The sequence below is a fragment of the Enhygromyxa salina genome, from assembly GCF_002994635.1.
Classification (GTDB): Bacteria; Myxococcota_A; Polyangia; order Nannocystales; family Nannocystaceae; genus Plesiocystis; species Plesiocystis salina_B.
Genome location: NZ_PVNL01000096.1, coordinates 24,124 through 48,262, shown reverse-complemented (window position 1 = coordinate 48,262; position 24,139 = coordinate 24,124). Strand labels below are relative to the sequence as shown.

General features: G+C 67.8%; 20 protein-coding genes. 8 read left to right on the top strand and 12 right to left on the bottom strand.

The window, feature by feature from the left end:
- Nucleotides 1-391: 391 nt before the first annotated feature.
- Nucleotides 392-1,996, bottom strand: coding sequence for a sodium bicarbonate transporter family protein (locus ENSA7_RS23640; RefSeq protein ID WP_219908044.1), 1,605 nt, complete (start codon nt 1,994-1,996; stop codon nt 392-394).
- A 76-nt stretch (nt 1,997-2,072) separates the two neighbouring features.
- Complete coding sequence (locus ENSA7_RS23635; RefSeq protein ID WP_146158056.1) at nt 2,073-2,357, bottom strand: hypothetical protein; 285 nt, start codon at nt 2,355-2,357, stop codon at nt 2,073-2,075.
- A 506-nt stretch (nt 2,358-2,863) separates the two neighbouring features.
- Between ENSA7_RS23635 and ENSA7_RS23630 the strand changes: the two genes are divergently transcribed.
- Nucleotides 2,864-4,186 (top strand): FG-GAP repeat domain-containing protein, encoded by a 1,323-nt coding sequence (locus tag ENSA7_RS23630; protein WP_146158055.1) that lies wholly within the window; start codon nt 2,864-2,866, stop codon nt 4,184-4,186.
- Between the two features lie 36 nt (nt 4,187-4,222).
- Here ENSA7_RS23630 and ENSA7_RS23625 read toward each other — a convergent pair whose 3' ends face one another.
- Nucleotides 4,223-4,576, bottom strand: a complete 354-nt coding sequence (locus ENSA7_RS23625) for a DUF2200 domain-containing protein (RefSeq protein ID WP_106091596.1) — start codon at nt 4,574-4,576, stop codon at nt 4,223-4,225.
- Between the two features lie 179 nt (nt 4,577-4,755).
- Here ENSA7_RS23625 and ENSA7_RS23620 point away from each other — a divergent pair, with 179 nt between their 5' ends.
- The 4 genes from ENSA7_RS23620 (at nt 4,756) to ENSA7_RS23605 (ending at nt 10,408) form a co-directional block, all read left to right on the top strand.
- Nucleotides 4,756-6,639, top strand: a complete 1,884-nt coding sequence (locus tag ENSA7_RS23620; protein ID WP_106091595.1) for an IgGFc-binding protein — start codon at nt 4,756-4,758, stop codon at nt 6,637-6,639.
- A gap of 283 nt (nt 6,640-6,922) precedes the next feature.
- Entirely contained in the window at nt 6,923-8,245 is a 1,323-nt protein-coding gene (locus ENSA7_RS23615; RefSeq protein WP_146158054.1) for an L-histidine N(alpha)-methyltransferase, read from the top strand.
- A 65-nt stretch (nt 8,246-8,310) separates the two neighbouring features.
- Nucleotides 8,311-8,988, top strand: coding sequence for an MFS transporter (locus tag ENSA7_RS23610; protein WP_106091593.1), 678 nt, complete (start codon nt 8,311-8,313; stop codon nt 8,986-8,988).
- A 199-nt stretch (nt 8,989-9,187) separates the two neighbouring features.
- Nucleotides 9,188-10,408 (top strand): family 2 encapsulin nanocompartment cargo protein terpene cyclase, encoded by a 1,221-nt coding sequence (locus ENSA7_RS23605; protein WP_146158053.1) that lies wholly within the window; start codon nt 9,188-9,190, stop codon nt 10,406-10,408.
- 110 nt (nt 10,409-10,518) lie between these two features.
- Here the strand turns inward: ENSA7_RS23605 and ENSA7_RS23600 are convergent, their stop codons facing one another.
- Nucleotides 10,519-10,857 (bottom strand): N-ATPase subunit AtpR, encoded by a 339-nt coding sequence (locus ENSA7_RS23600; RefSeq protein ID WP_106091591.1) that lies wholly within the window; start codon nt 10,855-10,857, stop codon nt 10,519-10,521.
- A gap of 224 nt (nt 10,858-11,081) precedes the next feature.
- On the opposite strand from ENSA7_RS23600, the gene ENSA7_RS23595 reads away from it, so the two are divergent.
- On the top strand, nt 11,082-13,781 hold the full coding sequence (locus ENSA7_RS23595) for a M48 family metalloprotease (RefSeq protein ID WP_106091590.1): 2,700 nt from the start codon (nt 11,082-11,084) through the stop codon (nt 13,779-13,781).
- Between the two features lie 135 nt (nt 13,782-13,916).
- Here the strand turns inward: ENSA7_RS23595 and ENSA7_RS23590 are convergent, their stop codons facing one another.
- Nucleotides 13,917-16,142, bottom strand: a complete 2,226-nt coding sequence (locus ENSA7_RS23590) for a phytanoyl-CoA dioxygenase family protein (protein ID WP_106091589.1) — start codon at nt 16,140-16,142, stop codon at nt 13,917-13,919.
- A gap of 692 nt (nt 16,143-16,834) precedes the next feature.
- Here ENSA7_RS23590 and ENSA7_RS23585 point away from each other — a divergent pair.
- Nucleotides 16,835-17,425: a hypothetical protein gene (locus ENSA7_RS23585; protein ID WP_106091588.1), complete on the top strand. Its 591-nt coding sequence runs from the start codon at nt 16,835-16,837 to the stop codon at nt 17,423-17,425.
- Here the strand turns inward: ENSA7_RS23585 and ENSA7_RS42460 are convergent.
- From ENSA7_RS42460 to ENSA7_RS23565, 5 genes are all read right to left on the bottom strand, one after another.
- Complete coding sequence (locus ENSA7_RS42460) at nt 17,400-17,840, bottom strand: hypothetical protein (protein ID WP_146158052.1); 441 nt, start codon at nt 17,838-17,840, stop codon at nt 17,400-17,402. The genes ENSA7_RS23585 and ENSA7_RS42460 overlap by 26 nt on opposite strands.
- Nucleotides 17,841-17,944: 104 nt before the next feature.
- Complete coding sequence (locus tag ENSA7_RS23575; protein ID WP_106091586.1) at nt 17,945-18,685, bottom strand: protein-L-isoaspartate(D-aspartate) O-methyltransferase; 741 nt, start codon at nt 18,683-18,685, stop codon at nt 17,945-17,947.
- A gap of 48 nt (nt 18,686-18,733) precedes the next feature.
- Nucleotides 18,734-18,862: a hypothetical protein gene (locus ENSA7_RS45840; protein WP_280524029.1), complete on the bottom strand. Its 129-nt coding sequence runs from the start codon at nt 18,860-18,862 to the stop codon at nt 18,734-18,736.
- A 40-nt stretch (nt 18,863-18,902) separates the two neighbouring features.
- Complete coding sequence (locus tag ENSA7_RS23570) at nt 18,903-19,289, bottom strand: hypothetical protein (RefSeq protein WP_146158051.1); 387 nt, start codon at nt 19,287-19,289, stop codon at nt 18,903-18,905.
- 64 nt (nt 19,290-19,353) lie between these two features.
- Entirely contained in the window at nt 19,354-20,319 is a 966-nt protein-coding gene (locus ENSA7_RS23565; RefSeq protein WP_106091584.1) for an aldo/keto reductase, read from the bottom strand.
- 230 nt (nt 20,320-20,549) lie between these two features.
- On the opposite strand from ENSA7_RS23565, the gene ENSA7_RS23560 reads away from it, so the two are divergent.
- Nucleotides 20,550-21,665, top strand: a complete 1,116-nt coding sequence (locus ENSA7_RS23560; protein ID WP_146158050.1) for a choice-of-anchor L domain-containing protein — start codon at nt 20,550-20,552, stop codon at nt 21,663-21,665.
- Nucleotides 21,666-21,677: 12 nt separating this feature from the next.
- On the opposite strand, the gene ENSA7_RS44065 is transcribed toward ENSA7_RS23560, so the two are convergent.
- On the bottom strand, nt 21,678-21,821 hold the full coding sequence (locus ENSA7_RS44065; protein ID WP_181234035.1) for a hypothetical protein: 144 nt from the start codon (nt 21,819-21,821) through the stop codon (nt 21,678-21,680).
- Between the two features lie 183 nt (nt 21,822-22,004).
- Nucleotides 22,005-24,137 (bottom strand): tetratricopeptide repeat protein, encoded by a 2,133-nt coding sequence (locus ENSA7_RS23555; RefSeq protein WP_106091582.1) that lies wholly within the window; start codon nt 24,135-24,137, stop codon nt 22,005-22,007.
- Nucleotides 24,138-24,139 lie beyond the last annotated feature (2 nt).

The following is a 24,139-nucleotide window of genomic DNA, read 5'->3' as shown; positions in this document are numbered from 1 at the left end:
CGTCGATGTCGCCGATGCTGGCGGGCATCTCGTTGTCGTGTCGGTGTCGTCGTCTGAGCCGCCAAGGCAAGAGCGCCGACACGCTCAGCGGTGCCGCCGCCGAATCAGGGGATTGGCTCAATGCACAATTCGAACACTTCGATCATGTAACAACGCAACCCGACCGCCGAGCCCGACCGGGTGGATGGGCGCATGTTCACCGTGTGTCGGACCCGGCCCGCAAATTCTCCCCCTGGCCAATAGAGGCTCGTGCCGCTCTCGATCGAGTCGCCGTCGTGCTCGGGTCCGGCGCCTCGCGCGAGACTCTTGCCCCAGTGTGGTCGCCCGTCATCGCACCGTCGAAGACGGTGAACCCAAAGTGTGCGTCTGTGGGCCGGTCAATCCATACGGTCTAAGCGTGGAGATCGCCGGCCATCATATGATCGTCCTCGATGTCCTCGACCGACTCCTCGCCGTCGAGGGCCTCGAGTTCGGCGTCGGTGAACAACCGCTTCATCGCCAGGCGCAGGGGCACGAGCAGCGCGATCAAGATCGGGAACAGCAGCCCAAGCGGGCTGGTCTTGAGCACCCACAGCGCGATCAGCCCGCCGAGCTGGATCATCGTGAATAGGTGGATCTTGCGGCGCGGGACGGTTCGGACGTAGTGGGTCTCGGGATAGAGCGAGCGATCAGTGAACCACAGCCGCGCACGATCGGCGAGCTCGTTGCCGCTGAGCGTGGCGAAGCCCATGTACAAGAACAGCCCGAACAGCACCGCCATCGGAATCAGCTTGATCAGCGGCAGGATCAGGATGGAGCCGGCGATCAGCACGTGGATCATCAGGGGCGACACACGGTTCTCGCGGACGGACACGATCCGCTCGCGGATCGCTCCGCCCTCGGCCACGACCTCGGTGTCGGCGAGGCTCTTGACGTGGTTGAGCGCGTGGACCGTGGCCGCGACGATCCACGGGAGCCCAAACATCGAGCACGCGACCGTGATCCCGCCGACGACGAGCAAGTCGAGGTGAAAGCCCGGGCCCTTGGTGAGCTTGTGGCTCTTGGCGTTGACGAGCCGCGTGGAGATGTTCTGATCGAGGAACAGCAAGATCGTCGCGAGCAGGGCGGGGCCTGCGGCCGCGAACATGACCCAGACCGGGACCGCCATCAGATCGACCTGCCACGGGCGGCCGGACGTGGTCGCAACGGTCTCGGGGATCGCGGCGCCCTCGAGGTCGACGTCGGGAAACAGCAGCGCGATCCCGGTCATGGCGGCGATCGCCAGCGCCGGGCCAAAGTCGGACACCAGCTCGCGGACCCGCCGATGGAGAAAGGGCGTGCGCAAGAAGCCCTTGAGCGTGCGCGCGACGAGGTAGGTCCCGACCGCCAAGATCAGCGCCAGCAACCCGGCGGCGATGTCCGAGCCGTCCTCGGTGAATCCCAGCGCGACTGACTTCACGGCCTCGACGATGAAGATCACGGCGATCAGGGCCGCGAAGATCTCGTCGGTGAAGCGCGTGAAGTAGCGCATCAAGAAGCTCGCGTCGGTGATCGCCAGCAGGACCAGGAACGCCCCGGACCACAGCCCGACCCAGCCGTAGACCGGCAAGAAAGGCAGCGAGAGCTGGACGCAGGTCGTGTACAGCAAGCCCGTGAAGATCACGATTGGCCCAGTCCCGCCGAGGATCGTCAGTGGTTGGCCCGAGCACAGCGCGAACAGGATGCCGCCAGCCGCGGTCGCGACGATCATCTCGACCGTCCCGATCTCGCCGCCCGTGACCAGCCCCGTCAGCCCGCCAAACGCGATCGCGTTGGCCAGGCAGGCGAAGAACAAGAACAGCGTCGAGCCGGCGACCTTGGGGTGGAGGCCGTCGCGCCAGTCGCTGAGGTAGTGGGGCAGGCGTCGGCGAAGGTCGTTGCGCAGGCCGCCGCACAGGCGTCCGGTCCGGGTCATGCCGTCGTCTTCGATTGGATTTTTGTCGTCTGGGATCATCGCTATCACCGTCTTCGTACTCATGAGCCACACGCGCGCGCCCACCAATGGGCACACGCTCCGATGTCGTCAGCGCGAATCGACGCGCGACGAGCCGCCTTCAGCCGCGAACGGCGACGGGCGGACGGAGGGGGGGATCGGAGTAGCCGGGACGCGGCGACCGCTTTTGATAGGCGATGTGAACGACGGATGGCGCGCGGGCGCTGGCGATCAGCCCGGGCTCGAGCGACGGGTCATCGTCGTCTTCGCTCTCGCTGTGCTCTTCAGTTTTGCTCTCGCCGCGCTCGCGCTCGCCCGCTTGCTCACTCGTCACCGACTGGTCGTCGTCGTCGAACAAATTTGCCCATGACGGACCGGCGACGCTCAGCAGCACGAAGGCTGCCAAGAGTAGGAACGCTGTGCGGAGGACGCGCAAGCGTAGTCATAGTGCGATGATGTTCGGGCGGTTGCAAGCGGTTTACGAGGGAAGGTCAAGACCGCGCGTGCCTCGCTGTCCGATCAGCGCGCTGCGCTCTGCCCTCATTGAGGCGTGGGAAGATGGGGAATGGCGCCCGAAGGCAAGTCCAGTCTCGACCGGGACTGGCAGTTCTCCGCGTCGAGCGTGCTCGAGTCGGTGGACAAGCTGGACGCGAACAAGACCGGGCGCCGCCAGAAGTACGTGCACATTCTCCGACTGGTGCCAGAGACGATTGATCGCCCCGAGGGTCACGTCAGGCTGCCGTTTCTGATCTCGGACCAAGCCCGGTCAATGACTTGCAGCATATGTCAATCTATCGGCGGGTGCGGTCCGGACCGAGTGCCGCTCGAATTGCGTGATCGATTCGCTCCCGTGGTGGCACACCCCAAGCGAGAGAATTCGCCATGCGCTTCAACCCACGCCTTTGGAACATTGTGCCACTCACCGCTTGGCTCTCGGCTTGTCAGCCGGGGGCGGACATCCCGCTGGACGAGACGGAGACCTCGACGGGGGACGGGGACGGCGACGGCGACGGCGACGGCGACGGTGACGGCGACGGCGACGGCGACCCGACCACCACCGGAGACGGGGATGGCGACGGGGACGACTACGAGTACTGGTATCCCGACTGCTTTGGCTACAACGCCGGCGATGCGCAGTGCCAGTTGGGCGATATCTGCGAGCCGGAGTCGGGGACCTGCTTCGAGCTCGAGCCACTGGCCGACTGCGAGCCGCCGGCGCTGCTCGAGATCCCGATCGCCGACGCGGCCCAGGGCACGATCCTCGACCTGAGCTTCGCCGACCTCGACGGCGACGGGGACGACGAGCTGCTCGTACTCCAGCCGGGCTCGCTGGTGGTCGTCGACGGCCTCGCGAGCTCGAGCGTCGCGGTCGATCCACTCATCGACGGTATCGCCGCGGCCCACCTCGACGCGGACGAGCACCTCGACGTGTTCGCGAGCTCGACCACGCCCGACCACAGCGCGATCCTGCTCGGGGCTGGCGATGGCAGCTTGCTGGGGCCGGAGGCTCGGACCCTCGCGGGCCTCGAGCACCCACGGGCGATCGACTGGTCGGCGGTCGACGGCGATGAGATCGCGGCGATCCGCACGAACGCGGACGCGGTGTACATCCAGGCGCTGACCAACGAGACCCCGATCGTGGAGCAGTTTCCGCTGCCCAACACCTTCCCGAGCATCAACGACGCGCTGGCGATCCACTCCGGCGACTTCGACGGCGACGGCCTCGCAGACGTCCTGATCCAAGACCATGACGGGGGCGGGTCCGAGAGCTGCGGGTTCTTCGCGATCTCGCCAACGGCCGGGTACCTGTTCGCCGCGCACCTGCCGTTGGGTGGCGCTGTCTGCCATGCGATCGGCGTCCCGCGGGTCCAAGACCCAACCTGGGCGTTCGTGTTCACCGTCGAGTACGGGTCCACGGTCGAGCTGCGCATGATCGAGGGCCTGCTCGAGTTCCCCCGTGCGAAGCACGTCGCCGGTGGGATCATGGCCGGCGAGCTGTCCGACCTCGCTCGCGTCGACGGGCTCGGGCTGGACGGGTCTGGGCTGATCCTGGCGATGGCGAGCGGAACCCTGCTCGTCGAGGTCGGCGACGCTGGGTTCGGCTGTTTGGCGACCCTCGCCGAGCCACCCGCGAGCGAGCGGGTGGTCGTGGGCGACTTCGCGGACAACGAGGGCGACGAGTTCGCGACGATCGATGCCGACGGGGTGATTCAGGTGTGGGGGCTCGCGCCGTAGGAGGCGTACGGAGCATGCGCGACCGAGGTCCAGGGCTCATTGCTCCGAGCGTAGAATCTTCTCCATCGCCTTTCCGCGCGCGAGCTCATCGACGAGCTTGTCGATGTAGCGAATTTCGCGCATCGTCTCCTCCTCCACGTCTTCGACGCGAACGCCGCACACGACACCTTTGATGAGGGTACGATCGGGGTTGAGCGACGGGGCCTCGGCGAGGAAGGACTCGTAGTCCGTCCCATCGTCGATCTTCGCCTCGAGCTCTTCCTGCGAATAGCCGGTGAACCACCTGAGGATCTCGTCGACCTCGGCCTTGGTGCGGCGCTTCTTCTCCGCCTTCGTCACGTAGTGAGGGTATACAGAGCCGAAGCTCATCCCGTAGATCTTGTGTGCCATGGCAGCTGCTCCGTCTCCGTCTGAGAGGAGACTCTCACGCACTTGGCCGCGCCCGCAACAGCCCGAGGAATCGACGGGCAGCGATCAGCGCCGCATCCCGATGCTAAAAGCAACACGTGGTGGTCCGTGGGCTTGGCAAAAAGCGTCCCAGCGCTCGCCGTGCATGATATAGGCGCGCGATGGACAGCTTCGTCGCGTCTCCCCGCTCCGCTCCCTGGTTACTGGTCGCCCTGGGTCTCGGCTGCGCGAGCGCGGGCACGGACGGCGACTCGAGCACGAGCGTGTCGACCACGCTATCCACGAACTCGACGACGGCGACGAGCGAGGACGAGTCGACGACGGACGCGACCGACGAGACCGCGGACACCAGCACCGAGGGCGGGCTGAAGTTCGACGTCGACGTGACGGACATGGGGCTCGGCGAGCTCGGGTGCAGCCAGGATCTACGCGCCGTGGTCGACGGATCTGGCAACGTCGTCGAGCAGTGCGCGCCAGACGAAGGCTGCGACGACGGTGAGTGCGTACCCGCGTGTCAGGCCGCCGCGAGCAGCCAGGCAAACTTTGGATGTCACTTCATCGTCCCGACGCCACCGTCCTGGGTCGGCTCGCCGCCGCCCTGCTTTGCGACCTTCCTGACCAACAGTTGGGACCACTCGGTGCAGCTGCAGGTCGCGCGCGATGGGGTCGACCTCGATGTGTCGATCTTTGCGCGCGTGGTCACGCCGGGGCTGGCTCCCGAAGCCTGGCCAGGCCTGCCCCAGGAGGGGCTGCCCCCGGACTCCGTCGCCGTGTTGTTCTTGTCGCACCAGCCCAACGCGGTCCATCCCCAGCAGATGACCCCGCTGTATTGTCCGAGCCCGACCGCGGTCGAGGCGAGCACCGAGCTCGTCGCATCAGGCCGCTCGGCGGCGTTCGAGATCACGACCGATATCCCGGTGACCGCTTACGACATGATGCCGTTTGGCGGCGCGTACTCGTATATTCCCAGCGCCGAATTACTCTATCCGACCAGCGTGTGGGGCACGAACTATGTTGCGATCACGCCCCCGCCCGGGACCCACAATCCGCCCGGGCCGCTGTGGCTGCAGATCGTCGCGCTCGAGGACGACACCATGGTCGAGGTCGCCCCGACCGCTCAGCTGCTGGCAGGCGACGGGCTCGTCGGCATCCCCCAAGGCGACTCCGGCCAGGTCACGCTCGCGGCCGGCGAGTTCGTGCAGTGGGAGGTGCCACAAGACGACAGCGATCCCTCGGGCACGCGGGTGCTCAGCAACAAGCCGATCGCGCTGCACACTGGCAACCGCTTCTTGCGTCTGCAGCCCACGCCCAACCCCGGCGGCGAGTCGGCGCATCAGCAAAACACCTCCGTGGCCACGCTCGGCAACCTCTACGTGGCGGCCCCGTACGAGACGCGGCGCGCCGACCTGCAGCCCGAGGACATCGCGTACCGCTTCGTTGGCGCCGTCGACGGGACAACGCTCGAATTTGATCCGCCGCTCGTCGGTGCCCCAGCGACCCTCGAGCTCGGGGAGATCGTCGACTTCACCACGACCGAGCGGTTTCGGGTCACGAGCCAGGACGATCAGCACCCGTTCTCGATGGCCCAGCTGATGGGCACCGCCAACCTCGTGGGCGGCACCCGGCCCGGCGCGACGGCGCCCGGGTTTGCGATGCTGCTCGGTGACGAAGAATTCGTGCTGATGTTGCCGCCGGCACAATTCCTCCAGCGCTATGTGTTCTTCACGGATCCGGCCTACGCGACGACGAACCTGGTGCTCACACGGGGCGCCACTGACGAGGGATTCGCCGACGTCACCGTCGATTGCCTGGGGGTCATCGGCGACTGGCAGTCGGTCGGTCTAGATGGCGCCTTCGAGGTCACGACCGTGGATCTCGTGCGCGCGGATGTTGGCGTCAACGGGTGCGAGAATGGCCTGCACACCGCGACCAGCGAGGGTCCATTTGGGCTCACGGTCTGGGGCCTCGATAGCTTCTCGTCGTATGGCTACCCGGCGGGTGGGAACTCCATCTCGCTCAACGATGTGGTCGTGCCGGCCGGCTGACCTCGACCCAGTTCGAGGCCGTGGCGACGGGCGCCGACGCTCGCCAGGGTCGGTCCACGATCATCTGCTCTCAACATCGGGCGTCGGGACTCAAACTTCACGGTTCGCACGCAAACATCCACAGCACCCACTAAACGCTGTTCTCAGCTTGCTGACGCACAACCGGACACTCCAGGTGAGCGCGGAGGGCGTCTGAAGGGGTTGCGCGCGGTGCCCCATGTTGTGATCGCCGCACCGCAAATCTTCCTGGAGTCAGCACCACTTGGATCAGTAAACTACCGGCATGTCGTCTCCGGGAAGCCCAACCAGTCAGGTCTTCGACCTGATCTTCGGCCTCTTGGAATTGCACGGCTTCCATACCAACGAGGCCCAGGCGTCGATCTTCGGGGTGACCCCCACGACGATCCAAAACTGGAAGACCGGCAAGGTCAAGGCGCTCAACAGCGGCAAGCTCGAAGAGGTGATCGCCCGCATCTACTTCCTGAGCAAGCGCCGCGGCGTGGATCTGGTCGGCGAGCCGTCGCTGTGTCCGATCGTGATCGAGGAGGGCGCCGGCCCAGAAGATCTCGAGAGAGAGCTGCGCGAGAAGTGGGACTCGGTCTATCTCGGCCACAAATTTTTGTACTACCACCCGGCCGGGGCGATGGCGTGGACGCAGCTGCTGGCGACCGGCTACGGCAACACGCTGCTGAGCAAGGGTTTTGTCGCGGCGCTGTCGCTGGCGCTCGACGGCGCGCCCCGAGCTGGCGGCGCGGCCAAGCTTGGTGCCGCGCTGCGCTGGAGCGAGGGCAAGTCGTGCGGCATTGACCTGATCAGCCTCGGGCCCGGCGACGGCGCCAAAGAGGCGAGGGCGATCGAGCTGCTAATTGGCCACTCCGAGTCGGGGCACCGGCTGATCGACTGGCTGACCTACACCCCGGTCGACGTGTCGATCCCGCTGCTGCGGCTGGCCTCGGAGAAGGCCCGCAACCTGATCCGCGAAAAAGTAGATCCCGAACGTTGGCCGCATTTCCTGGTGCGCCCGTCCTGCTCGGATTTCGAGGATGGTAACATTGGCTTCACCGGGCATTTGTCCGAGGCCGACGAGGACCGGCGCCTGGTGCTGTTCCTCGGCGGCACGTTTGGCAATCTCAAGAGCGAGACGGTGTTTGTCGAGCGGACCTTGGGCCAGGTGCTGCGACCGGGTGATCTGCTGTGGCTCGAGGTCGGGGTGCGCCAGCCCCGGATCGAGGACGACGCGCTGTATGCCTTGGCCAACGGCGGTGAAGGCGACACCCAAGAAACCGTCCGCAGGGCCCTGGTAGAGGGCCCACACCGACGCTTTCGGGCCTCGGTTGGGTCGCCGCTGGAGTCGAACATGCGGATCATCCCGCGCGACGGCGGGGTGACCTGCGAGGTCCCGCGCTCACACAATTTTGTCCACGACGTGGACATCAGCCCAACCGGGCAGCGCTGCTCGGTGCTGTACTCGCGTCGCTACGACGTCGCGGCGCTACAGCAATGGTTGGCGGAGTTTGGCTACGAGCTCTTGTTCGAATACGCGGTCAAAGATAGCCGCGAGCGCGACCGGACGGCGCATTTGTTGCTTCGTCGCACACGCGCATAATCTACCGTTGAGCGCTTTGGCTCGTTGAATGTCCGGCCTCTTGGGAGGCCGAGGAGGGTGCAATCATGGCAAGTGGAATCCTGGTAATCGTTCTGGCCCTGTTCAACCTGGGCTTTTGGGTCGCGTTTGGTCGCCTCGAGCACGCGGTGAGCACGATCGCCTCGGCGCAGTTGTTGGTGCTCGCCCCGCTGTTGGTGCTCGCCCCGCTGGTATGTGGGCTGTGGCGTGTGCTCCGGGGCCACGTGCTGGAGCCTTCGATCGCGGTCAAATTTGGCCTGGGTTTCGTGCTGCTTGCGCTGAGCTGCTTCGCTCTGGCGCTCGGTGTCGAGTGGGCGTTCGTCGACGGTTCTGTAGGTCGATGGTCTGTCGCTGGCTGTGTGTGCACGCTCGCCCTCGCGGCCCTGTGTCTGGGATCCGGAAGCTTGGCTGCGGCCCGCAAGCTCGGCGGGCGCGACCACGAGCGTGTGTGGTGTGGCGCTTGGCTGGTGTGTCTGTTGCTGGGCCGGGCAGCGGGTGCGTGGACGAGCCCCGCGACGCTCGCGCTCGATGACCTGTTCGCGGCGTGCATGTCAGTCGGGCTGAGCGCCGTCGTCGCTGGTGTGACGCTGGGCATGTTGTGGCGGCCGCTCGCGCAGCTCAGCTGCGCCGCGGATCGAGCGTGGGCACCCGGCCGGGTGCGGGTTGACCATGGCGCGGTTGAACTCGTTGACGGCATGATTCGATTTGACCCGAAATTGACATGAAGCAATCACGGTCAACCCGATGTCCTCGGCGCCCCATCCAAGCTACGCTGCGCCGTGCTCACTCACGGCCGCTGGATGCGAAGCGTGTGGCTCCTTGCTGCTTGCTCGACAAGGTGCCAGAGCCTCGGGACGACGAGCCGCGATCTCGTCGGCGTCGATCGTGACATGTCCGGGGTCGAGTGCCGCTGAGCGTTGTCGCATGTTCCTCAGCGTGGTAGTGCACGGCCTGGGTGGTACCGGCGCGGGAGCGTACGTTCGCTCGGCGCACAAACGGGTCACACCCGCCCCGACCCTTGCAAGCGAGCCGTCAATGCGAGAACTCTTCAATCCGGGCCCCACGGGACTAGGCACCTCGGCCGCGCGTCTGGCCGCCATGTTGGGCGCCCGCCAGCCGCAAACTGCACAGACCGAGCAATCCCAACGCTCCGCGGACTCCGGGGCCAAGTCGTCCTCGGAGATCACCATCCCCGAGTTGCATTGTCCGGCTCCGGTCCGCATCAATGAGCCGCTCGGGGCGGAGGTCAACCACCGGCTGGTCGCCTGGGCCGAGCGGATCGGCATCTACCCTGGCAAGCTCGACCAGCTCCGCGAGAGCAACTACGGGCGCTTCGCCATGTTGGTCCACCCTGACACCGACGACCCCGATCGGCTGCTCCTGGCCGCCCAGGGCCTGGCGGTGGAGTTTGCCCTCGATGACGAGTACTGCGACGACGAGCGGACCGGCTCCGACGCGGCGAAGCTCGGCTGTCGCTTGGCCTTGGCCCAGCCGGCGATGGATCCGGTCTATATCGTCGACGACGAATATGCGGCCCAGCTCGAGCAGGCCATGCGGGCCGACCCCGTCCGCGTCGGGCTCGCGGCCTACATGGACCGTGTCGCGCAGTTTGGCACTCCGGTCCAGGTGGACCGCGTTCGAACGGCCGCGCTGATGATGTTCATCCCGATGAACTGGGAAGCCGGCTGGCGAATGCAGGGTGGGCACCCTCCGGTCTGGGAGTATCTCGCCACACGACAATTCAACAGCTTCGCGCCATGCATGACGCTGGTCGACGTCGTGGGCGGCTACGAGGTGCCGGGCGCCCTCTACTTCCTGCCTGCGGTGCGCCGGGCCACCATGCTCGCCGCCAATGCGAGCATCATCCTCAACGACATCTACTCGATGGCCAGGGAGCGCGAGCCGGGGATCGGTGATGGGGGGCTACCCGTCCTCATCGCAGCGGAGCGCGGCTGCTCCCTGCAGGAGGCGGTGGACCAGACCGCCGCGCTCCACGACGAGACCATGCGTACATTCGAGGACGCGCGAGCAAAGCTCACGACCAGCATTCCCTCGCCGGACCTCTGGCGATACCTGGCCGGGCTGCACGCGTGGTTGGGCGGCAGTCACGAGTTTCACCGAGGCCTCGGTCGCTACAGTTCGTAGCCGTGACCGAGACTGAGCGGTGTCACGTTCAGGCTAGCTCGACCCGCGGCGTGCTGCGGGTAGGCTGTGAACTTGCGCCAGCAGTCTCCGCGTCGACACCGCTCCGTCGGCTATCGTGGCGCCTGGAGCCGACGGGGCGTGGGCGCGCTGCGGGGGAGGGGCCGCGCGGACGTCTTGGCGGCGAACTGTGCCGTGAACTGAGCGGTCAACTGGGTGAGCAGCAGGCCGACGACCGCGCCGACCAGGGCCAGGCCGTGCCACTTGGCGACCAGCGCGAGGGCGAGGACCGGGATCGCTACACGGGCAGGCGCGCTCCACAGCGTGCTCGCGCTCTCGCGTTGGTCGATCAGCTTGCGCAGCGAACGACGAAGGATCAGCAGGTAGCTCTCACCGGCCGCGACTCCGATCGAGAAACCCGCGAGGATCAACGCTAGGTGTTCGACCGTCATCTCGTACGCCTCGAGTCCCGACAGCTGCTTGCGTCAGGGGCATCGCGGCCAGCGTATGCTCGTTGGCGAATCCAGCGGAGCGGCATTGCCGGCAAACATTTCGTGATCGGCGGCAGATCCGGCGCAATAATTGACAGTGACAACTGCCCGCGAACCTGGTGGGAGAGGGGATCTGCACGTCGGCCATGCAACTGGTTTGTCGGAGTGGTAGGCCATGGCAGGCCATGCCCGAAGCTTCGAGTCAGCGACGAGATGCCGCCGGTCGCCTGCACGAGGCCGGCCGGGGCGAGCTGCTCGAGGAACTGCGACTCAACGGCGAGATCGAGCTTGGCAACGGCAACCGGTCATCGGCGAGCCTGTGCCTGACGACCTCGGGCCTGTACCTGGTGCTGCTGCAGGTCTCGGTGTTGCCACACGGGCCGGGGCAGCCGGATGTCGCGGTGATCGATCTGCTCGGCGCCGGCCGTCGGCTCCGGTATCGCTCGCGGCTGCTGGGCGATCGCCTCGAGATCGATCGCTGGGTTCTGGGTGTGCCCCGAGGTCACGCGGAGCAGGCCCTGCGGATCATCGGGCTCGCGCGGATCCGCCGGGCGTTTGGCCGATCGAAAGTTAGCGGCCCGGAGCGGTCCGAGCAGCAGGCGGTCCGCGCCCGAATTGACGATCCTGACGGCCCATGGGCGTGGTCGGGCCCGTTCGTCGATGAGATGAGCCCGGTCGAGCGGATCTGGCTGCTCCGCTGGCTCGATCCCGACGAGCGCCTGTTGGTCTGGAAGCTCAGCGACGAGCGCCACCGCTTTGACTCGCCCGTGCTCGGCGCTGTCGAGCGCGAACAAGCGCTGGTGATCACCGAGCGTCGCCAGAGCCTGGTCGCGATCTCGCCCGCTGGGGATCCGTGGTCGGTGACGCTGCCCGAGGCGCCGCTCGAGATCATCTCGAGCACGATGGGCCGCTCGGTGGCGCGCAGCGGGGAGCATCAGCTGCGCCTGTCACTCGGCGATGGTCGATCGTTCGAGGAGCTGGCCATGCTGCCGGGGCGGCGCGGGGTGGCGCGGCTGCGGGGGCTGGCGCGGGCGCTGTGGCGGCACGGCCGGGGCGGCCAGGCGATCACTCGGGCTGCGGCGATCCTCGAGGAGCTCGCCCCGAACGATCCCTTCGCACGCCTGACCCGGGCGCTGTTGATCGACCCGCGCGATCGTGACGACGACGCCAGCGGGCGCTCGGAACGGCCGCCGGGGGATCCGCCAGTCGCGGCGCTCGTGCCCACGACCACGCAGGTGGGCGGGCTGTCGGATCCGGTGTTCGAGGCCCTGCGCGAGCTGGTCGAGCACGCGGACGGTGGTACCGCCGAGCTCGGCTTGGCGCTGGTCGACTGGTGGCGGGACTGGGAGCTCGGCCCCGAGCTTGGCGAGGTGCTGGTCGAGCACCTGTGCGAGCTCGGTCGCGCGGGTCTCGAGCTGGGCCTGCCGCTGCACGAGGAGCTGCGTCCGATCCTGCAAGCTCAGCTCGACGACGACCCGACTGACGCGGCGCTGCTCGACTTCGTGCTCGCCGAACACCTGCTCGCGCTCGGCCGCGCGAACCAAGCCCTGGAGCTGCTGACCGAGCGGCGCCGGCTGCTGCCGAGCGAGCAGCTGCAGGATCTTCTGCCCCCGTCGCCAGCGCGCGGCGGCCAGCGGATTCGGATTGAGCTGTACGAGCTGGCCGCGGCCGCCCACGCCCAGCTTGGTGACGAACACGGCGTCGCGCTGTCCGAGCTCGCGCGGCTGCAGCCGCTGGTGCTCGAGCGGGTCGACCAGCTGATCGACAACCTGCGCGTGCGCGGGGCTGATCGCACCGAGCCGCGCACGACCGACTACCCGTTGTTGGCCCGGGCGGAGCGGGTTCGGGAGCTGCTCGATGACCACGGCTTCGCGCCCAAGCTCGCGCTGGCGGCGGGCCCGGCTGACTCGGGTCTGGACGCCAGCGTTCACACAGACGCTGGCGCCGAGCTGGGCGATACCCTCGAGCGCTATCGGGTTCGCTCGCTCGACGCCGAGCAGCTCGAGCTGCTGCGCCACCCCGCGGCCCGGGTCGACGGCGTGCTTGGCCGCCTGCAGGGCGCGCTCGCCAAGGTCGCCGTGCCCGACTGCTCGGTGCTCAAGAGCTACTGCGAGCGGGCCAACCTGGCGCGCAACGCCGCGCTGGCCCGCGCGCTGACCGACGCGACCGTGGCGCTCGGGCTCGGCGGCGTCGAGGTGTTCGTGTCGCGGGGCGACAAGTCGGTGGGTCTGCGGGCCTACGAGGGCGGCACCTCGTTCTTGCTGGTCGGCGGCGATCACCTCAACCCCAACAGCGACGCGTTCCTGGACGAGGCCGCGCTGCGCTTCGCGGTCGGGGCCGAGCTCGCGCACCTTCGCTACTCGCACACGCGGGTGACCGGCCACGAGGTCTGGGCGGGCACCGTCGGGCTAGGGCTGACCGGGCTCGGCATGTTGATCGTCGCCGCGCCGATCTTGAAGGGCCTCAAGGCGCCGGCCCGGCACTTGCTCGACAAGGTCGGCGCGCCTGCGATCACGCGCTGGCGCCAGAAGCTCGAGGGTCGCGACGCGCACACGCTCGCGAGCGACAACAGCCAGGTGATCGCCGCGCATCGGGTCATGCAGCTGAGCGCCGACCGAGCCGGACTGGTGCTGTGCGGGGATCCGCGGGCGGCGATCAGGGCCATGTTCACGGTCCACCCGGCGTACCTCGCGTTGTGGCCGTTGGTTGGGAGCCACGGGCTGCGAACCACGGTGACCCGGGAGCTGCGCGCCGACGACGAGCGCGAGCGCAAGCGACTCGAGGATCTCGCGGTCCGGGTCGCCGCGCTGCTCAGCTTCTACCTGTCCGATGACTACGCGCTGCTCCGCGCCGCGGTGATGCCGGAGTCGCGCGGTCACGAATGACTCGATTCGACCCTGCCCGAGCGCGTCGAGACCAGGGACGACACTGATCGCTCGCCGACCACGGCCGGGTGTATCGTCTGCGGCAGAGCACGTGCGTGGGCACGACGCACTACCGGGCCGGTTTCATCGCTGAGCTCACTCGGCCTGGATCGCCTGGTGGATCGCGCGGTGGATCGCCAGCTCGACGGGCGACAGCTGCTCGACCGGTCGCGTGATGTCCAGCGGCTGCTTCATGTACACCATGGGGTTGGCCATCCACCGGATCCGGCCGCTGCGGTTTTGCGACGCGGAGTGCATCAACAGCGGGTGGAGCAGCAGGATGTCACCCGCGTCGCCCACGACCTCGTAGAAGCGCTCACACAGCTTGGTGATCCGGCTGCCGCGGTCGGTCACGAAGTCGACGCCCGCCGGGTGGGCGGCCAGCTCGCGAGCCACGCGCGCGACCGAGTCCAGGGCCAGCCAGGTGTTGCCCGATCGCGGCAGTAACTTGTCGAACAGCGCGATGCAGACCAGCCCGTTGCGGATCCGATCGACGCGGGTGGCCGGGCTCGGATCGTCGATGTGCCAGCTGGTCGCGTGGCCGGAGGGTTGATCCTTGGCGTCGGGGTCTTCGTCGCGCAGGTTCAAGATCAAGTAGTTGCCCCAGCTCTTGGTCTCGATCCGCGCGGGGCCGCCCAGGAGATCGCAGATCGCCGCCCACGCGGTGGGGGAGAACTCTTCGATGACGAGCGTCTCGGGCCCGAGCAGGTCGATGCGCGAGCGGTTCCAGGTGCTGGGATCGTCGGCCGAGAAGTTCGCGAGCGAGCGGGCCTCGTCGCTTGGATCATAGCCACGGACCCACTGCTCGGGCTCGTCGCGGAGCCGTCGCTTGGCGTCCTCTCGCCAGCGGTGGGCCAGCTCGGGATCGAACGCGCGGGGCAGCAAGATGAAGCCGTCGCGCAGGAACTGCTCGATCTGCTCATGGCTCAGGTAGCGCGGGGTCCACAGCTCGGTGGGATCGGAGTCGTCGCGCCGCTCGGCTTCGTGCTCGCTGCGGCGCGCGTCGGCTTGCTCGGGCTGCGGCGGGCGGACACCGATCGCCCACACGAGCACGGCTTCGTACTGCGAGATCAGCTCGTCCTCGTCCTGGTGGATCTTGGCGCAGTGGCTGGGACCGTCACCGACGGGCGCGACGTGGCGCAGGCGCAGCTGATCTCCGGCGCCGCGGCGCGCGTAGGTGGACAGGTTGACGTCGCGCTCGCTGGTCAGCATTCCGTGGGCGCGCTGGAGGATCTTCGCTTTGACCTCGCGCTCGGCGGCCGGGCCGTCGTCGGTCCACAGCGAGACGCCCGCGCTCGCGGCCGCGTCGGCGAGCAGCCCGGGGGCCCACTCGAGCAGCTCCTCGAAGCGCCGCTCGATCCCGGCGTTGAGGCCGTGCGGATCCTGCAGGTGGCGCGTCACGGCCAGCGCCAGGTTGATCGCGACTGAGCTCGGCAGCGCGACGCGGGCCCGCTCGAACAGCTCGGCGGCCTCGCCTGGATCGTCGACCAGCAGGCGGGTCGCGAGCCCGCGCAGGTACAGCAGCTGTGGATCGTCGCCGGCCTCGCGGGTCAGCAGCATGGCCTGGTTGGCGTCGCCCCAGGCCAGCGCGAGGGCGGCCCGCTCGGTTCGCAGCGCCGCGGCGTTGTCGTCGGACAGCGCCGCGGCCCGCTGCTCGGCGGCCTCGAGCTGGTCGAGCAGCAGCTCGAGCCGCAGGCGGGCGCGGAGCAGCGCCGGGTGTTGGCCGTGGCGGCGCAGCAGCGTGTCGAGGGCCTCGCCCGCCGCGTCGGGGCCGTCGCGGAACAGCAGCGCGAACGCCTTGCGAGCGCTGGTCTCTGGCGGGCCCTCGAGCGCCTGTTGGGCCCGGCGGCGGATCGCCGCTCGCCGCTGAAGCTCGAGGGAGTGCGCGCGCAGGTGCTTGGCCCCGTGGATGTCGAGAGTGGCGATCGACTCACGCAGCTCGCGAGCCTCGTGCGACCAGCCCAGCAAGGTCGTGTACTTGAGCGCGAGCTTGCGGGCCCGGGTCGCGACGCCGACCTCGTCGTCCGGCGCGGCAGTGGCCGCGGCCTGCGAGAGCGCCGCGAGGCCGCGATCGTAGTCGCGGGCTGCGATCAGTCCGGCGCCGCAGATCCACGCGGTCACGGGATCGACCTCACCGTGGTGGTCGAGGGCGCGCACGAAGTCGGCGCGGGCGCGGCCCCAGGCGCGGCGGCGAACGTGGGCGAACGCCCTGAACGCGACGGCCCGCGACCCGAGCTCTGCGAGCAGTGACTCGGTCTGAGGCGAGTCGAAGCGCGATTCATTGAGCTCGGCGAACAGGCGCAGGTACAGCTCTTCAGCCACGAGCGTGAGGATAACGCGGCGCCGAGGGGGTTACCCAGACCGGGACTCATCGGGGATCCGTCGGATCGAGGCCGGCCGCCACGCGATGAACAGCGTCAGCGTCAGCACGAGGTGTGGAGCGCCTCGGACCGAGCGGTCATCACTGCGACGGGCCGGTTTATCGAGCGCTGGGTCGCAAGCGGGACGATCCCCATGCCGCCCTCGCCGAAGATCTCGCCGAGTTCGACCTCGCGGCTGAGATTGCCGACATCGCCGGGTTGTCCGACGAGCGCTGCGGCAGCCCCGCGAGCCGGCGGTCTCGGCTGCGGCGATGGGGCGGGTCGTCGCCCGGGGTTCGCATTGGATCGCGGAGGCGAACGGGGCGATCCAATGCGGCAGATCGGCCGGGAGCGTGTGGTCGTCGCCTTGCATCGACGGATCGATTCTAACTCTACGCACATCTACCGGGATGAAACAGGAGTCGGTGCGTACATGAGAAGGCAGATGTGCCTGTTCCTACCCCGCGCACACTCATAGTTCGCCTTCCCCGCCCGCAAAACTGCGCGTGAGCCTTCCGCGAATCAACCGGTAAATATGTCGGGACGCAGGGTGAAGATGTGTCTGCCAACGGCAAGATCACGAACATCGACGGTGTTATATGCGGAGTTTGTGCTGGTTGACGGCCGCACCGAGACTGGGATTAGGTAGACACCGTGGAGCATGAGCACGAATCTGAGATTGGCTTGGTCGTCTCCAGCATCTTGGCGATGGAGACGGCCGCGAGTCTTGACCGTCTGGCGCTGGTGGGGTGTCTGCGTGAGCGACTGGAGCAGGGACTCATCGCCGTGGTCAGGGCGACCGAGCGCCGCGTCGATCGGATCGAACTCATGGCTGACGGCGACGAACATTTTTTTCTCGGGTATGCAGCATCGATTTGTCGACTGGTGCTCCACCTCGCCATCGAACCCCGTGGCCGCGTCGCCACTATTACGCTACGAGCGACCAAGGGGCAGCGAGATGCTTACACGAGCGTTGGGTGGGGGGAGCGTGATCTCGATGTCGGTAATTCGCTGCTCGTCGCGTGCGTGCTGCACGTGGGCGTGATTGAGCTACGTCGCCGCGGAGTCCGAGCAATAGCGAATCAACCCTACAATGCCAGCCTGCGGGCTCGGTACGCGTCCATGGGCTTTCACCGAGGTGAGTATCTCGGTCTGGACGATGTCGCGGCGCTGACACGTGCGTTCAGTTTCATCGCGGAAGTCTACGGAAAGCACGGGCTCAACCTGTTCGACCTTCCGTCCTGAGTGGGGGGCGCCATGCCAGATCGAGCAGCATGGTCGCCAGCGATGGTCCCAGTGCGTCCGCCAGTGCGTCCGAGTGACGCGCTTGGTCGCTCTCCAGACTGAGCACACGCGCGAGGTGCTCAGCTGGGGTGCCGTGCCCGCCGCCCGCCAACCAGGCTTCACAAGCATCGACCAGCAAGCGGCGAGCGAGCCGGCGAGCGACAGCTACGTACTCATCGCCGCCGACTTTCTCGCGCTCGAGCTCCTCGACCACGGCGCGCCACTCCTCGAGTGCTTCGCGGGAGTGATCTGAGGTCAGGAATCGCCGCGCAGCGGCATCGGCGATGGCGAAGGATGCCTCGACGTCGTGCTGGAGGCCGAGCGGGTCCCCGGTTTGCTCCCGCACGATGCGCCGAAGTTGGTCTAAGTCCGGCATCAGAGCGACCATAACAGCACGCTTCGCCGCCGAACATGGCGGACCTGCTACAGGCCGCCCCACACATCTTCCGAGCGTGAGCACAGCCACGAGCCATCGAGCGTTCACTCCGGCGTCGTTCCGGGCAGCATCGGCACGAACGACACGTCGAGCACCCGCTCGCGGACCAACCCTTCGCGGCTGCGCTCGATCACGACCAGCTGCTGCCACCCACGATCACGGCCAACCGGCGCGACCAGCCTGCCGCCAACCGCGAGCTGATCCGTCAGCGCCTCGGGCACGCTGGGCGGTGCCGCGGTCAGCAGGATCGCGTCAAACGGCGCCCGCTCCACCCAGCCCGCGTAGCCGTCACCGTGGCGGACCTCGACCTTCGTGTAGCCAAGCTCGCGCAGGGTCGCCTCGGCTCGCCGCGCGAGCGCGCCGATCCGCTCGATCGTGAAGACCGTCGCCCCGAGCTCGGCCAGCACCGCCGCCTGGTAGCCCGAGCCGGTGCCGACCTCGAGCACGGTCTCGCCGGCTTCCACCTGCGCAAGCTGGGTCATCAACGCGACGATGTACGGCTGCGAGATCGTGACGTCGTGACCGATCGGCTGGGGTCGGTCCTCATAGGCACGATCCGCGACGTCGGCCGGCATGAACCGGTGGCGCGGGACCGCGAGCATCGCCGCGAGCACGCGAGGGTCGTCGATGCCACGGGTCTCGAGCTGGCGAGAGATCATCTGCGCGCGCTCGTCCTCCCGCTCGAAGCTGCGCTGGGTCACTTCACTGCGTCCTTCGCCAGCAGGCGCTGGCTTGGATCGACAGCCGCCGAACGCAATCAAGAGCGCGAGCAGGCCCCCTCGCATGGGCCGATTGAACCCGAGCCTGCCGGAGTGTGAACTGCAAGCTGTGCGCTAGGGCGCCGCCGAGTTCGTCGTCGCCGCCGGCTTGTCCGCGAACGGGCTGCTCTCGCCGGTCAGCCACGCGATCGCAACGAGGATCGCAACGAACAGCAGCGCCATGATCAACCCTCGTGCTCGCACCGCGCCATGTTAGCGCATCCATGGGCGACCACGCGGAGATCTAGCTGTCGGCGTCGGCGTCGGCGTCGGGATCGGGCGGGTCGGCGATCGCGCTGGACTCGCCGCGAACGATCCCTTGCACCCGCGCATCGAGGCTCTGGCGGGCCTGGTTTCGCGCCTCGATCAACGCCTGGATCTGCAAGTTCGCGTCGGCGTCGGCCATGGCCTCGTCGACGGCGAGGTTGGCCAGCGCGGTGATCCGCTCCCCCCAGCGCTGCTCGAGGCGGCGCTTGGCGGCGTCCTTGATCAGCTCGCGGTAGGCCTCGCGCACCAGCGACTCGGCCTCGTCGAACATCACCTTGTGCAGCTCGAAGTCCAAGAATCCAGTGTCGGGGCCGTTGCCGCGCGAACCCTGCGTGCATTGATCGTCTTGGTCGTGCTCGCTCATGCTGCTCCTGAGCGCCATCATGGCACGACGGCGTGACCGGCGGGAAGCTCGATCCCGGGGGCGATCACACCCGGGTGGCGTCGATGTGGGGCTGCAGGGCGGTCCAGATCTTCTCGCGGCCGAGCAGCTCGAGGGCGCGGACGTGGTCGGCGACCTGCTCGGCCCGCTTGGCTCCGACGATCGCCACGCTGACGCCGGGCTGGCGCAAGACCCAGGCCACGGCTAGCGCGGCGGGCGGGACGTTGAGCTTGGCGCCAACCACCCGCAGCGCCGAGACCAGCCCCTGCGCGCGCGACCACAGCGGCTCGCGGAACCGCTCGTCGTTGTGGCGCAGATCCGTGCTCGGAAACCGCGGCGCCGCGCCGAACTTGCCGGTCAACATCCCCCGGCACAGGGTCTCGTAGGCGAGCATCCCGACCGACTGCTCGGCCTCGGGCGCGACCACGTCGCGCAGCGCGAACTCGAATTCTCGACGCAGCATCGAGTAGGGCGTCTGCAGTGAGGCCAGCTCGGGCGCGTAGGTGAGCGCTTGCTGGAGCGGGCGGCTCGCGTAGTTGCACAGCCCGAAGTGGCGGATCTTGCCGCCATCGCGCAGGGCCATCAGCGCCTCGAGCGTGGCCTCGAGCGGGGTGTCGCACTCACACGGCCAGTGAACCTGCAGCAACGGGATCGTGTCGAGGCGGAGTCGCCGGAGGATGCACTCGCAGTCCTCGACGATGTGGTCCGGGCTGAGATCGCTGAACGCGTGGTCGTTGATCTGGTGGCGCCAGCGGACCCCGACCTTGGACGCGATGATCACGTCGTGGCGCCGGCTCCCGAGCGCCTTGGCGAGCAGCTCTTCGGCGTGGCCGTGGCCGTAGAGCGGCGCCGTGTCGAACCAGTTGATGCCGTGGTCCAGGGCCGCGTGGATGGCCGCTATCGAGCGCGCGTCGTCGACGTCGTCGCCCCACCACTTGCCGCCGATCGCCCAGCAGCCGAAGCCGATCGCGGACAGCTGCAGATCGGTGCGAGGCAGCGTGCGGTACTTCATCCGGCGCGGATTGTAACCAATCCCCTCGTCCGCCCGCGGGTGTCACTGGGCACAAGGCTCGAAAGGCGCGGTGCGCGGGCAGACGATCCACGAACAACCCTTGAATCCGTCGCCGTTTGGCGTGACGATCACACTCCATCATGCAGCTTGAATTTTTGCAGGTTGAGTCTTCGCAGGTCGCGTCTTCGCTGCGCCGAACGGTTCCGAGTTCCGTGTGCGCGTGCCTCGTGGTGGCGCTGCTCGGATGCTCGGATGACACGGGCGGCCGCGACGAGGAGACGGGTGTCAACACCGCGAGCAGCAGCAACACCACGAACAACAACGACACCACGGGCCCGGGGGACGGTGACACGGGCGACGGTGACACGGGCGACGGTGATCAGGGTGACGGCGACCCGACCGAAGACACGGGACCGATCCCCGATCCCAAGTGGGACGTGAGCACGATGCCCGACTCGCCGGACATCTGCCTGGTGCCCAACCACCTGCCCTGCGACCACCTCGACTTCCCGAGTGAGGAGCAGCGAGCCTGGCGGGCGCTCGGGCTCAACTGCCCCGGCGAGTTTCAGGCGATCCTCGACTACAACGGCCACTACGACGCGCTCGAGGTGCTCACCGAAGATCTCGGCACCCACAACCCGCCGACCTATCCAATCCTCGAGGGCGTCAAGATGGTCGCGCTCTCGACCGGCAACGCCTACGACATCGTGATGCCGGGCACCCCGGGCAACACCACGCTCCCCGGCAACGACCCCGGCAACTTACCGGCGCCGATGCAGCCCAACGCGGTCGCCGGTGACTGCGTCCAGGAACCAAACCTGGTCGGCACCGGGGACTGCTCGGGCACGATCGGGCCCCAGTTCAACAACACCGCGGGCGCGTTCGACTACGCCGAGATGCGGTTTCGGATCGACGTGCCCGAGGCCGTCAACGGCTTCGCCTACAACGTCGCGTTCATGTCGTGGGAGTACCCCAACTTCTACGGCTGGGCCTACAACGACATCTACATCGCGTGGCTCGAGTCCGAAGAGTGGACCGGCAACATCACCTTCGACGACTTCGGCGCGCCGCTGTCACTCAACGCCGGCTTCCTCGACTTCAAGGACGCCCCGAATGACATCGACTGCCCGCTGCCGTGCTCGGCCCCCGAGCTCGACGGGACCGGCGTAGAAGGTCACGCGGGCACCCGCTGGCTCGAGACCAACGCCGGCGTGACGGCGGGCGAGACCATCACGGTGATCTTTGCGATCATGGACATTCAGGACAACATCGTGGACTCGGTCGTGCTGCTCGACAATTTCCACTGGACCTGTATCGGCGGCACGCCGGGCACCGTCGTCGGGTAGAGCCGTCAACCCTCAGCGGTCACTCGCGCGGCGGCCACCCGCCACGCGGCCTTTCTGCTTGCCGCGAAGGTCGAAGCTGTAGCCTTCGCCGTAGACGAGGCACAGGCCGCCGATGATGAGGATGACGATGCTGGAGGCGACTGCGATGAGAGACATGCGAACCGGCTGTGCATGTTCTGGACCCGGACTCAGTGCCACGTCCCGGGAGAAATTCACCTGCAATCCCAGGTGCTTGGCAGATGCTCGGCGAACGGCGCGGGGTGTCACACCTGGTGGGGCAACCTGTGTTGCCAGACTACATCCAGAAACTCGCGCGTCCTGGATTATCGGCTGGCCAGCTCAGACTGCGCGCGGGCCTTTGTAGTGCGCGAGCGCCTTGAGCAGCATCCGCTTGGCCTGCTCGAGGTGCTCGTGGTCGCGCTCGTGTGGACCGTGCCCGGAGTGCGGCCACAGCTGGACGAAGCGCATCTTTTGATCGCGGGTCCAGTAGCTCAGCAGCCCTGAAGACCGGTTGCCACCCATCATCTTCAGGGCGTGCTCGAGCACGCGAACCTTGACGTCGAGTGCCGGCTCCCAGCCGTCGTCACCGAAGATCGTGACGTCGAGCTCGTAGGCCGCGTCCGACAGCAGCCCCGAAGCCTGCTCGTCTCGCAGGCGTCGCCACAGCGGCTCGAACGGCTCGAGCATGCCCTTGGCGTGGTAGGCGAGCGCGAGGTTGATGGTCCCGCTCGCCCGCGCCGGGTGCCACTTGACCGACTCCTCGAGCTCGACGATCGCCTCGTCGAGCATGCCGAGCCTGCGCTTGGCCTCGCCGCGATACACGTACACGGCCGGGCCCTCGGTGCCGTTCATGACCCGGATCCCCTTGGCGTTGATGTCGAGGGTGTACTGGTAGTCGCCGTTGACCAGCCCCAGCGTCGACAGCCCGATGTAGGCCCAGCGGGTGCCGCTGACTTCGGCGATCGCCCGCTCGAGATCGGCCTTGCCACCTTCATAGTCGCCGAGCCACAGCTTGAGCTCGCCGCGGTGGCAGTAGGTCAGCGACGAGCCCGGGTACTTGTCGACGAGCGGATCATAGAGCGCCATGCACTCGTCACCGGGGGCCACGCGCAGCAGCTGCAGGACCCAGCGCGACTCGTGGCGACACCCGGTCCGGGCGTGCAGGCGGGTCAGCTGACCGTCGACGACGTGGGTGGCGTAGATCCCTCGGTTGCCGCGCAGCGCCGTCATCGCGGCCTCGACCGCGGCGACGATGTCGGCGTCTTTGCGCGAGCTCAGGCAGCGCTCGGCGAGCGCGGGGCACAGCTCGCGGATCACATCGTCGAACTCTTCGGTGCGGCGATTGGGGATGTTGGTGTCGGGCGGGGTCTGCTCGTCGTACGAGACGATCAGGTAGCGCAGCAGCCACGCGACGAACAAGAACCCGCCCGCGTTCATGGTCCCATGGTGGAGCTGGGCGTGGGCCTGGTCGTAGCGCTTGGTCCGGAGGTAGGCCTCGCTCAGCCACACGTGCGCCTGGTAGTCTTGGGCGTCGAGCTCGATCGCGCGGCTCAAGCTCGCGATGGCCTCGTCGTACTGCTGCGACAGGACCTGCAGCGCGCCCTGCATGCGCACGGCCGGCGCATACTCTGGATCGATCTCCAGCGCGCGCTGGGTCTGCGCGCGGGCGAGCTCGAGCTCGTCGTCGCCGCGCCAGCTGTGCAGCTCGGCCAGCTTGACGTGGTGATCGGGGTTGCTCGGCTCGAGCTCGATCGCCCGGTTCAGGCACGCGAACGCGGTCGGGAATTCGCTGGCGTCGATCGCCACGCGGGCGCCCTCGAGCTGATACGCGAGCTCTTGATCGGCCGGGATGTTGGCCAGGGCCCGGGCGAGCGCGGCCGCGGCTGGCTCGCGCTGGTCGAGCTGAGCGTGGAGCCCGGCGGCCTCCATCCACATCCGCGAGGCCTCCGGCGCCAGCTCGAGGGCCCGCAGCGCGTGCTCGAGCGCTTTTTGCCAGTAGCGGCCGCGCACGAAGAAGCGCACGGCCTGGGCGTGCCAGGTTGGATCTTCGGGCTCGGCCGCGATCCCGGCCTCGAGCGCCCGGCGGACGTCGTGCTCCCAACCGAGGCTCCCGGCCGCGCCAATGATCTGCTGATAGGCCCGGTGCGCGGCGTTGCTCGACAGCTTGGCGGCGCTCTCGAACTGATTGAGCGCGCGCTGGTAGTCGCGGGTCGAGTACAGCACCATCGCGGCGACGAGCTCGACGACCGGGTTGCCGCGGCCGACCTCGAGGGCCCGCTCGACGTCGGCCCGGGCCGATCCGTACTGGTGGTTCTGGGCCAGGTAGCAGGCCCGCAGCAGGCGAGGGAGCGCGCTCGGGGCCGCGAGGATCCGGTGGGTCAAGGCCGAGTCGTAGCGCTTGGCGTCGAGCTCACCGAGCAGCTGCTCGGTCACTCGAATGTTGCGCCTGCGCATCATCGTGTTGGTGTTCACGA